We start from the raw sequence: 9,843 nt of genomic DNA, 5'->3' as shown, positions 1-9,843 counted from the left end.
CTCAACCGAACGCCCCGATTTGCCGCAGACCGGGCCATATCGACCTGGGAAAACACAGGACGGGCGCTCACGCGCCCGTCCTGCTAACTGCGAAAACTCTATTTATGCCGCAAGTGTCCGGCTAGAGATGAAAATCAACCGTTCCTGGAATCCGTCATGGCGTGACGGATATCCGTTACGTGGCGACCGGAATGCACCGTGACCTGCTCCCATAGACAAAGATAGCACCCATGATGCAGTGCGCCATGGGTGCTATCTAGCCTGTCATGCACGTGCATTGCACGTATTTTTACTATTCCCACTCGACGACTAACCCAGTCCGAGCACTACCGATGCGTGTCGCGTCATACCGCCTAAGAGCTGATTCGTGCGCAATTTGGGCGAATCAGGCCCTTGATTCGCGATTTCGGGAATGACTCAATTGATTCGCGAAACCGCAGGTCGCTCCTTTAATCACTCCCAGGTTTCCGCTGGGATTCGTAGCGGGTGGCTTAAAACGGGGTGATTCGGAGGCTCGCTGTCAACGATGCCAGAAACGATCTGTGTTGTTTTGCGTATAAGCATTCTTAATGCGCGGAATTAAAGATATATTCTCGCGATAGCCGTAGAACCCTGTCATGCTGGCTATTCTTGGGATTTGTAGCTAGAGAATGAACCCTTCCTTTTCGGGGAGTCGCCCGTTTAGCTGGTAGTTTTCGAAGATATGACGCAATAGGTGTATGTAAATGCGGGGGCGGTAGTTCGATGTTTCGGCGTCGACGCCGCACAGCTTGTCAATTACGATGCCCCCGTCGTCAATCAGCCCCGAAAGGTCAGGATGGCCAACAACCTTCTTTCCAATGAGTTTCTTCCTGCCATTGGGTGTTTTTCTAACCTTGCAGTGCACCTCTGGTTCGATGAGGCAGGACTTGTAGATTGTGAACTGTCCAATAGCGCTTTCGAGGGCTTTGCGTGCCGACTCGTCTTGGACGTTCCAGTCTTCGCCCGTATAGGAGTAGATGGCGATTTCGGCGTCCTCGAGCTCGAGCCGGGCATGTCCTGCATGGCCGAGCGACATCAGCCAACTCCTTTCTAACTTGTATTCCGATTATCAATTCTCGGATACCTGATCTGTAATCACCAAGGAAGACTGCACATTGGCGGAAAGACGCTTTTTGCGGGAGCTACAAAGTTCTGCAGGACACAATAGCTTAAACAACACTTAGTCGTCATTGGGAAGGTACCAGCCATGCTCTCTTTTCGGCAGATGCCACGTTCGGTTCTTCTCGAGCTTCTGGAGCGTCTTATTGTGCTTCTTGTAAAGACGATTCGACTTTCGGCTGTCATCCCAATTTAGGGCATCCAGCTTTTTAACCAAAGCATCATCTTTCTTGCTAAGCTTGCTGTATTTGCGGTCTTTTCGTTTGTCGCTTCCGAATAGCATAACCGGCCCCTTCTCGTTAACGATTTGCTGCTTTACGGCATTTGTCGTTGCAGTATTGCTTATCTTGACGTGACTTCATAAACGGCTTTCCGCAATGCTTGCAGAAGGCATGTTGGGTTTTCATCATGTACACGGCGAAGACATACCACAGCCATCGTATCTTTTCAAGCGGGACAGGCCTGAATTGATGGCCAATCCAGTCATGGTGAATATACCGAGTGTGTATGCTTATCAAAGATTCCGGCATCGCCCTTAATAGTTTATCCGCAAATTCGTCTGCCATCTCTTTTGGCAAGTCTGCCAGCGCGTATCTTTCGGTCGCCCTGCAAAAGGGACTCTTATCGTCTTGAAGCGTGAACTCGAATATTTCGGGATTCAACCTGATATCGACATCGAGGCCGGGAATTTCGTCGTAAGCCGTTTCTTTGCGATCTTGTTCGGTTCGGTCGAACAATCCTATTTGCGGCGTTTTAAAAGGACGCCACGTTTTTGAGACGATCCCCGGTGGATCGAAATTGTGCAATGTCCATATACCACAGGGGCTATCAACGCCCAGTGTTAAATCTGCATATTCGGCAGGAAGTTCTTTTTTAAATGAAGAAGGTTGATAGAATCGCAACGGACCTTTTGCCAGGCGAGCGCTGGAAGACGGAGGAGCGCGAAGCGCCCGCGTTCTAGGAAGGAAGAGCATGACCGCCACGGAGGAGACCATCGGCTACTACGATGGCAACGCGAAGAAGTTCATAGCGGACACGGCGAACATCGAGTTCGGCGCGCTGCAGAAGACGTTTGTGGACATGCTGCCCAAGGGCGGCCGCATCCTGGACCTGGGCTGCGGCAGCGGACGCGACTCCCTGGCGTTCCTCAAGGCGGGCCTCGCGGTCGACGCAGTCGACGGCAGCGCCGAGATGGTCAAGGCCGCAAGCGAGCTCACCGGCCTTAGAGTGGAACATGCGACATTCGCCGATTTCGAGCCCAAAGACGGATACGACGGGATTTGGGCCTGCAGCAGCCTGCTTCACGTGCCTGCTGCAGAACTGCCCGCCATCGTCGCCAAATACGCCGCCGCGCTCAAGCCGGGCGGCCGCTTCTACCTCAGCTTCAAGATCGGCGACCACGACGGCATGCGCAACGGCCGCTGGTTCACCGACATGACCGAGCAGTCCTTCTGCCGCCTCATCGACGACGTCGAGAACCTGACCGTCGACCGCATCGGCATCACGTCCGACGTACGCCCCGGCCGTTCAGACGAGAAGTGGTTGAACGCATGGTGTACTCGTAGCTGATCGGAGCGTTTAACTAGACCAGGCGATGACTGCTGTTTTCGGAAGCCCCATCAATGCCAAGCATCGCAAAAAAACAAAATGGCCAGAGCCAAACACAAATCTTCGTATAGATTCGGCTGGGACTTGATGTTGGCGACAGCGCAACAGATTTTCCTATGGGCTGCCCTATGAGAAGCGAGCAGACGGCAAGGGTGAAGCGAAGTGTATCGAAAAGGAGATTCTTTTCGATCTCCCCGAGGGATGGAGCTGGGCAAGGGTAAACGCTGTTTGCCCAGTAGGAACAGGAGCAACGCCCCTTAAGGCAAACAAAGCCTATTACGAAAATGGCACGATTCCGTGGATAACGAGTGGCTCGGCTACAAAAGGGGTCATTACTAAACCGGATGGTTACATAACCGAACGCGCACTTCGCGAAACGAATTGTGTTGTTTATCCTGTCGAATCTCTTGTTGTTGCAATGTATGGCGAGGGAAAAACGCGGGGGTCTGTTGCTACATTGCGAATTGACGCCGCAACAAATCAGGCGTGTGCTGTTTTAAGAAAAATCGAAAAAGGCTGCCTCCAGAGCTATATCAAAATCTACTACGAGAACAGCTATGATGCACTCCGTGAAAAAGCTCAGGGAAGTAACCAGCCTAATCTAAGCCAGAGCGTTGTTTCCAACCTCCTGATTCCTATCCCGCCTCTCGCCGAGCAGCGCCGCATCGTCGGCGCCCTCGGCAAATACCTGGCACTCGTCGACGGGATCGAGCGAGACCGGGCGGACCTCGACGGCCTGCTCGCGCAGCTCAAATCAAAGGTGCTCGACCTCGCCGTCCGTGGGGAGCTCGTCGAGCATGACCCGGAAGACGAGCCCTCAAGCGAGTTGCTGTCGCGCATCACCGCTGTCCGCGCTGCTAAAAGCTTGACACCCCTTGTTGCAATCTATAGGCAGTCGAGTACTCTACGGTGACGCCCTAAAGAGGCGGAAGGGGCAATCAAACCATTTTCTCAGGCAGCGACTCAATAAGTGAAAGCCTCCGAACAGAATGTTCGGAGGCTGTAATTCTTGCGTCATCGCTGACGACTTTGCCCCACGGGATGCCCCACGGTATCACAAGGCACCGCGCGATATTAAAACGCGAGTTCAGAAGCCAGTACCCGTTATTCCCATTCCACCGTGCCGACGGGTTTGGGCGTGAGGTCGTAGCAGACGCGGCAGATGCCGGGGACCTCGGCGGTCATGACGTCGACGGTGTTGATGCAGCGGATGATACACGGCCAGTCGTAGGCGCGCTTGCCCTCGCGCACGCCAGTGGCGCGGAAGCCGGGCACGACAGCAAAGTACTGCCAGATGGTAAGCCCTGCCTGGTCAATCTCCTCGCGAACGATCGCATCTGCCTCGCGCAGCGCCTCGAGACGGTCGCGGGTAATAGCGCCGAGGCAGCGAACGCCCAGGCCAGGGCCGGGGAAGGGCTGGCGCTCGACCATGTTCTCGGGCAGGCCGAGCTCGCGGCCGACCACGCGCACCTCGTCCTTGTACAGCAGCTTGACGGGCTCGCAAAGCTCGAACTGCAGGTCATCGGGCAGGCCGCCCACGTTGTGATGGGCCTTTACGCCGTCTTTGGACTCCAGGATGTCGGGGTAGATGGTGCCCTGCGCCAGGAAGCTGACCTCGTTGCCAACCTTGCGCGCCTCCTCCTCAAACACGCGGATGAACTCAGCGCCGATGATCTTGCGCTTTGCCTCGGGCTCGGCGACGTCAACCAGCTTGCCGAGGAAGCGGTCGGTCGCGTCCACGTAGACCAGGTTCGCGTCCATCTGATTCTTGAACACGTCGATGACCTGCTCGCTTTCACCCTTGCGCATGAGGCCGTGGTTCACGTGCACGCGTTGAGCGCCTCGTAGTACGCCGCCGCATGGCGCTCGCACAGCCTATCGATGCTCACGTAACGGCCCGCATCGAAGCTCGCCTTCCCCATGAGCAGCAGCGAGAACAGCCGCGCGAGGCGACCCATCCCCTCGCCGAAGGGCTTGACGCACATCACGTCCACCGCGAAGGGGGGATCATCATGAGCTTGCGGCTGGACGGCGGAAGGCGACCCCACTGACGCCAAATTCCAGGAGCTTCGCCTGTAAGGGGTTGTATGAACGTCAAGTTTTTCGCTACGTATCGTACGATTGTGGGGCAGGGGTGCATTAACCTCCCCGCCCCTCGCGACGTTTTGGAGCTGCTGGAAATATTGGAACAACGCTACCCTGATTTCCAGGGGCTGCTACTCAACGACAATCATACCGATAAGGGACGCGATGCCATCGTGCTGGTGTGCGGCCGCCATATCGAGCATTTGGATGGCGTGCGCACCCCGCTTTCCGAGCAGGATTACGTAGCCGTGACGCCGCTAGTTGCGGGAGGCTGATGCCGCAATGTGCGACGGACACCGAGCACGCGCCCTTCGAAAACGCGAAGGAGACTCCTATGGTTTCTGACGAAGAAGTCATCCAAATCGTGCAATCTTATCCTGCCGAGCGCCGCTATGCGCTGGCCGCCATGCAGGATATGCAGCATGCCTTCAACTATATCCCCGAGAAGGGGCTTCATTGCCTGGCTAAGCACCTGAACTGCGGTGTTGCCCAGCTATATTCCATGGTAACTTTCTACAAGGCGCTGTCTTTGAAGCCGAAGGGCAAACACATCATCAAGATTTGCAACGGCACCGCCTGCCACATCCGCGGCTCGGTGAACCTCGCGACCGGCCTCAAGCGCGAGTTGGGAATCGATCCCGGCGAGACGACCGAGGACGGCATGTTCTCCGTGGAGATGGTGAACTGCCTGGGATCGTGCGCCTTAGCTCCGGTCATGCTGGTCGATGGCACCTACCACAACAAGCTGAAGCTCGAAGACATCCCCGGCATCGTGGAGCGCTACCGCCTCGCGGATGCTGAAGAAGGGGAGGCCGGCAATGACTAGGACCGAGAGAATACTGGTATGCTGCGGCACTGGGTGCATTGCCAACGGTGCCTACGAGGTGGCGAGAGCCCTGGAGGAGCAGATTGCGGCACAGGGAGCGAATGCCCAGGTAGAGCTCAAGGTATGTCGCACGGGCTGCTCGGGCGAATGCGAGCAGGGGCCGCTTGTGCGCCTCATGCCCCGCGACACCATGTACTACAAGGTAAAGCCCGCCGATGCGCCTGCCGTCATCGCCTCACTCGAGGGCGACCCGGTGACGAAGCTTTTATATCGCGACGAGCAGGGCGTTCGCCATGAGCATCAGGCGGACAACCCCTTCTACGGCCTTCAGCGCAAGGTGGTGCTGAAGGATGTGGGCATCATCGATCCCTTGAGCCTGGAGGAATACAAGGCGGCCGGCGGATACGAGGGACTCGCACGCGCCCTCACCATGACTCCCGACGAGATCATCGACGAGGTGGAGAGAAGCGGCCTGCGCGGCAAAGGCGGTGCCGGCTTCCCCGCGGGGCGCAAGTGGCGCAGCGCAGCGAGCTACGACGAGTGGCCGAAGTACATCGTGTGCAACGGCGACGAGGGCGACCCGGGCGCGTTCATGGACGGCTCCACGATGGAGGGCAGCCCCCATGCCGTCATCGAGGGCATGATTATCGGTGCGCTGGCCATCGGTGCCGAGACGGGCGTGCTCTATATCCGCGACGAGTATGCCTTGGCACGCGAGCACATCCAGCGCGCTATCGACGACGCCTACGAGGCCGGCATCCTGGGCGAGCACATCATGGGCAGCGACCATAAGCTGGACTTGAGCATCGTGCGCGGCGGCGGCGCCTTCGTATGCGGCGAGTCCACGGCGCTTATGAACTCGATCGAGGGCAAGGTTGGCGAGCCGCGCCCGAAGTACATCCGCAGCGTCCAAAGCGGCTTGTTCGAGAAGCCCACGGTGCTGAACAACGTCGAGACCTTGGCATCCATTCCCACCATCTTGGCGCACGGCGGAGAGGAATACGCCAAGCTGGGAACGGAGAAATCTAAGGGTACGAAGGTTTTCGCGATGGTGGGCAAGGTCAAGCACACAGGCCTTGTGGAAGTGCCGATGGGCACCACGCTCCGCACGCTCATCTACGACATCGGCGGCGGCATCATCAAGGACCGACCCTTCAAGGCAATCCAGACGGGCGGCCCGTCGGGCGGCTGCATTCCCGAGAGCCTGCTCGATCTGCCGGTCGACTTCGACACGCTCGTCGAATACGGCGCCATGATGGGCTCGGGCGGCATGATCGTCATGGACGACTGCAGCTGCATGGTGGAGGTCGCCCGCTACTACATCGACTTTTTGTGCGAGGAAAGCTGCGGTAAGTGCACGCCCTGCCGCGAGGGCCTGCGCCAGATGCGCTATATCCTTAACGAGATCTGCGAGGGTCGCGGTAAAGAGGGCGACGTCGAGCTGCTCGAGGAGATCGGGCACATGATGCAGGACGCTTCCCTGTGTGCTTTGGGTCGCACGGCACCGAACCCCGTGCTGACCACCATAAAGTTCTTCCGCGAGGAATACGAGGAGCACATCGGCGAGCACCGCTGCCCCGCGGGCGTTTGCGCCGCGCTGACCAGGTTCGCCATCGACCCGCAAGCATGCAAGGGCTGCGGCATGTGCGCTAAGGCATGCCCCACTGAAGCTATCTTCGGCGAGCGCAAACAGCCGTATTCCATCGAGCCCGCCGCGTGCATCGCCTGCGGCAGCTGCCGTGAGGTTTGCAACTTCAACGCGGTGCTGACGGAGGGGAGGTAGCTATGGCTAAGACCTACGATATCGTGATCGACGGCAAGACCTGCTCGGCCGAGCACGGCGAATACCTGTGGGACGTGGCGAAGCGCAACGGCATCGAGATTCCCGCGCTGTGCCGCAGCGAGGCGTTCCCCGAGCACCGCGCAAGCTGCCGCGTATGCATCGTGGAAGTGGTCGCGCGTGGCCGCTCAAAGGTGGTCACTTCCTGCGTGTACCCCATAGAAGGGGAATGCGAGGTGCACACTAACTTGCCTAAGATCGTCCAGGATCGCAAGGTTCTCATGGCGCTGCTCGCCGCTCGCGCGCCGGAGTCCGACCTCATGGCTGCGATGGCGTCTCACATGGGAGCGGGCGAGGGATACGAGCGCCTTGAGCCTTTAGACGCAGGCAAGTGCATCCTGTGCGGGCTGTGCGTGCAGGCGTGCGAGAGCATGGGGACGGGTGCCATCTCCACGGTCAACCGTGGCGTCGACAAGGAGATAAACACCCCCTACGGTGCGGCAAGCGACGATTGCATTGGGTGTTTGAGCTGCGCAAACGTTTGTCCCACGGACAGCATCCCGTTCATGGAGGACTCCGAGACGCGTACCATCTGGAACCGCACGTTTGAGCTTTCCCGCTGCAAAGAATGCGGACGCGTACTGGGCACACAGCAGATGTCGGATGTGGAACTGTGCGACGCGTGCCGCCGAAAAGCGGTTGCGAACGAGCTGGCGCAGACGTATCGTTTCGTATAGAACAGCAGCCGCGAATCCGGGCGGCCGCATAACCAGATAGCCGAAAAGCCAGGCGGCCGCGCCTGCTCAATGCACTTGTCGCCTCGGCGATCGCCGTCTTCTTCTTAGCGCATTCTGCACTTGGGACGGCATCGCTATTTATTGAAGGCCTGGTCAACAGCGTGCCTTGGCTCGTATGGGCCATGTTCGGCGTGGTGGCTGTCCACATGCTTGCAAGCGTCAACACCACCGCCTTGATGCTGACCGGCACCGCGCGCTCGCCTGGCATGTCGGCATCGCGACGAAGTCCCTTGCTCGTGACCTGGGAATCGGAAAGAGGACGCGCGATGTCATGCGAGCTGCTTACGTGCTGACTGTTTTCACCCAGATAGCCCTTGTGATGCTGGCTTTCTAAACTTGACAGCCATGTGCTGGGCGCATCGAATGAGGAGGAGCTCAGCCTGTCAGGGGGTCTTCCCGCTTTCCGAAAAAGTGCGCCCGGCGTCCTCGAATCTTTTGAGCAAATACGCATGTCACACGCGTCTCACTATAATTTTGCGATGCGCTTTCCCCTGTATTTAGCGATGCGCCCCTCTCGGTATGTAGGAGATAATTCGCGCTCGATTGGCTTGCCACCCGTTCGGCGTCTGCGCCAAGCGGGAAACCCGCCCCCTGTTTCCGGGAGAATAACCTCGGGAACAGGGGGTTTCTTTGCATCTATGCGATGTTTCGCTCGTCGAAATCTTCCATCTCGAACTCTTCGAAGCTGACGTTGAGCTCGTCCTCGATTTCGCGGAGCATGCGGTCCTCTTCCTCCCTACGTCGCTGCTTCTCAAGCTCGATCCGAGCCTCCTTCGCGCGCTTCGCCTCGATGAGCTCGGGATAGCGCGGATGGTCCTCCAACCGCCGCGCGGGGTCCATCGCTCCGCGTTGGCCGCGCAGAAACACCCACCACATCCCCGCAGGCGTTTCCAGCAAGGTGCTGGCGGTTTTGTTCGCACGGCAGGAAAAGTAAGCGGCGGTGCGCTCGTCTTGAAAGCCGAGGACAAGCTGGCTGTCGCAGTTGCCTACGATGGAGTTGGCGGTGGCCTCGCCGTAGCGCGCCTCGAGCTGGCTTATCGTCTGACACACCACCGTGCAGCTGATCTCGCGGCTGCGGATAACCGAGAGCACGTCGTCGATGTGGGGCAGGCGCAGGTTCGCGAAGTCGTCGAGCACGAAGCGCACCGGCACGGGGAGCCGATGGTCGGGGTAATCGCGGTCGGCCGAGCGGCACAGGGAGGAAAACGCCTGCTGGATGAAGAGGCTCGTGAGCTTGTCGAGGCATCGGTCCATGTCGTCGATGGTGACGAACAGCGCGCGCTTTTCGCGCCCGAAGCTGCGGAAATCGATCTGCCGAGGATTGCTGTACGACCTGATGACGCCTTCGAACCCGAACGGCACGAGGTCGGCCGCAAGGATCCCCAAGATGCTCGCATGCATCTTCTCCGCACCGCACGTGGCCTTCGCGCGGTTGTACAGCGAGGGCGCGTAAGCTCCGGGGTCTTCTTTTTAATATGAGCAGGACATTGTCAATAGGCAAAATCGGGCCTGGCCCCAGCATTTCGCTGAAGTCAGGCCCTTTCCTCTATATCAACTCACGCTGCGGCGACTTCGGCGTGTCTTTCCGACGCTCGTCTTTGCAGTTT

At 58.4% G+C, this 9,843-nt stretch carries 12 protein-coding genes; 6 read left to right on the top strand and 6 right to left on the bottom strand.

Features of this window, described 5'->3' with window-relative positions; translation table 11 throughout:
- Nucleotides 1-643 precede the first annotated feature (643 nt).
- The 3 genes from ACMRQN_RS00770 to ACMRQN_RS00760 form a co-directional block, all read right to left on the bottom strand.
- On the bottom strand, nucleotides 644-1,057 hold the full coding sequence (locus ACMRQN_RS00770) for a hypothetical protein (protein ID WP_418733400.1): 414 nt from the start codon (nucleotides 1,055-1,057) through the stop codon (nucleotides 644-646).
- Nucleotides 1,058-1,201: 144 nt separating this feature from the next.
- Complete coding sequence (locus ACMRQN_RS00765; protein ID WP_418733399.1) at nucleotides 1,202-1,423, bottom strand: hypothetical protein; 222 nt, start codon at nucleotides 1,421-1,423, stop codon at nucleotides 1,202-1,204.
- A gap of 16 nt (nucleotides 1,424-1,439) precedes the next feature.
- On the bottom strand, nucleotides 1,440-2,123 hold the full coding sequence (locus ACMRQN_RS00760; protein ID WP_418733398.1) for a hypothetical protein: 684 nt from the start codon (nucleotides 2,121-2,123) through the stop codon (nucleotides 1,440-1,442).
- Here ACMRQN_RS00760 and ACMRQN_RS00755 point away from each other — a divergent pair.
- Together ACMRQN_RS00755 and ACMRQN_RS00750 are read left to right on the top strand one after the other, a co-directional pair.
- Entirely contained in the window at nucleotides 2,113-2,709 is a 597-nt protein-coding gene (locus ACMRQN_RS00755) for a class I SAM-dependent methyltransferase (protein WP_418733397.1), read from the top strand. The genes ACMRQN_RS00760 and ACMRQN_RS00755 overlap by 11 nt on opposite strands.
- Before the next feature lie 160 nt (nucleotides 2,710-2,869).
- Entirely contained in the window at nucleotides 2,870-3,661 is a 792-nt protein-coding gene (locus ACMRQN_RS00750; RefSeq protein ID WP_418733403.1) for a restriction endonuclease subunit S, read from the top strand.
- 191 nt (nucleotides 3,662-3,852) lie between these two features.
- Here ACMRQN_RS00750 and ACMRQN_RS00745 read toward each other — a convergent pair whose 3' ends face one another.
- Together ACMRQN_RS00745 and ACMRQN_RS00740 are read right to left on the bottom strand one after the other, a co-directional pair.
- Nucleotides 3,853-4,557 carry a glutamine-hydrolyzing GMP synthase subunit GuaA gene (locus ACMRQN_RS00745; protein ID WP_418733402.1) on the bottom strand — a complete coding sequence of 235 codons (705 nt, stop codon included), beginning with the start codon at nucleotides 4,555-4,557 and terminating at the stop codon, nucleotides 3,853-3,855.
- A gap of 11 nt (nucleotides 4,558-4,568) precedes the next feature.
- Nucleotides 4,569-4,805, bottom strand: coding sequence for a hypothetical protein (locus tag ACMRQN_RS00740; protein WP_418733396.1), 237 nt, complete (start codon nucleotides 4,803-4,805; stop codon nucleotides 4,569-4,571).
- A gap of 30 nt (nucleotides 4,806-4,835) precedes the next feature.
- On the opposite strand from ACMRQN_RS00740, the gene ACMRQN_RS00735 reads away from it, so the two are divergent.
- From ACMRQN_RS00735 to ACMRQN_RS00720, 4 genes are read left to right on the top strand one after another with little or no spacing between them, the layout of a single operon-like run.
- Entirely contained in the window at nucleotides 4,836-5,108 is a 273-nt protein-coding gene (locus ACMRQN_RS00735; protein ID WP_418733395.1) for a MoaD/ThiS family protein, read from the top strand.
- A gap of 59 nt (nucleotides 5,109-5,167) precedes the next feature.
- Nucleotides 5,168-5,659, top strand: a complete 492-nt coding sequence (locus ACMRQN_RS00730) for an NAD(P)H-dependent oxidoreductase subunit E (protein ID WP_418733394.1) — start codon at nucleotides 5,168-5,170, stop codon at nucleotides 5,657-5,659.
- Nucleotides 5,652-7,442: an NADH-ubiquinone oxidoreductase-F iron-sulfur binding region domain-containing protein gene (locus ACMRQN_RS00725; protein WP_418733393.1), complete on the top strand. Its 1,791-nt coding sequence runs from the start codon at nucleotides 5,652-5,654 to the stop codon at nucleotides 7,440-7,442. The genes ACMRQN_RS00730 and ACMRQN_RS00725 overlap by 8 nt, the downstream gene beginning before the upstream one ends.
- 2 nt (nucleotides 7,443-7,444) lie before the next feature.
- Nucleotides 7,445-8,176, top strand: a complete 732-nt coding sequence (locus tag ACMRQN_RS00720) for a 2Fe-2S iron-sulfur cluster-binding protein (protein WP_418733392.1) — start codon at nucleotides 7,445-7,447, stop codon at nucleotides 8,174-8,176.
- A 696-nt stretch (nucleotides 8,177-8,872) separates the two neighbouring features.
- On the opposite strand, the gene ACMRQN_RS00715 is transcribed toward ACMRQN_RS00720, so the two are convergent.
- Entirely contained in the window at nucleotides 8,873-9,676 is an 804-nt protein-coding gene (locus ACMRQN_RS00715; RefSeq protein ID WP_418733401.1) for a type IV secretory system conjugative DNA transfer family protein, read from the bottom strand.
- Nucleotides 9,677-9,843 lie beyond the last annotated feature (167 nt).

Source organism: Ellagibacter sp., assembly GCF_048412355.1.
GTDB lineage: Bacteria > Actinomycetota > Coriobacteriia > Coriobacteriales > Eggerthellaceae > Ellagibacter.
This window is presented reverse-complemented; position numbering and strand designations above follow the sequence as displayed.

Bases quoted from the DNA above. Each gene is read 5' to 3' on its own strand.
- ACMRQN_RS00770 (WP_418733400.1), bottom strand. From the start codon at position 1,057: ATGTCGCTCGGCCATGCAGGACATGCCCGGCTCGAGCTCGAGGACGCC.
- ACMRQN_RS00765 (WP_418733399.1), bottom strand. From the start codon at position 1,423: ATGCTATTCGGAAGCGACAAACGAAAAGACCGCAAATACAGCAAGCTT.
- ACMRQN_RS00755 (WP_418733397.1), top strand. From the start codon at position 2,113: ATGACCGCCACGGAGGAGACCATCGGCTACTACGATGGCAACGCGAAG.
- ACMRQN_RS00745 (WP_418733402.1), bottom strand. From the start codon at position 4,557: ATGCGCAAGGGTGAAAGCGAGCAGGTCATCGACGTGTTCAAGAATCAG.
- ACMRQN_RS00735 (WP_418733395.1), top strand. From the start codon at position 4,836: ATGAACGTCAAGTTTTTCGCTACGTATCGTACGATTGTGGGGCAGGGG.
- ACMRQN_RS00730 (WP_418733394.1), top strand. From the start codon at position 5,168: ATGGTTTCTGACGAAGAAGTCATCCAAATCGTGCAATCTTATCCTGCC.
- ACMRQN_RS00725 (WP_418733393.1), top strand. From the start codon at position 5,652: ATGACTAGGACCGAGAGAATACTGGTATGCTGCGGCACTGGGTGCATT.
- ACMRQN_RS00720 (WP_418733392.1), top strand. From the start codon at position 7,445: ATGGCTAAGACCTACGATATCGTGATCGACGGCAAGACCTGCTCGGCC.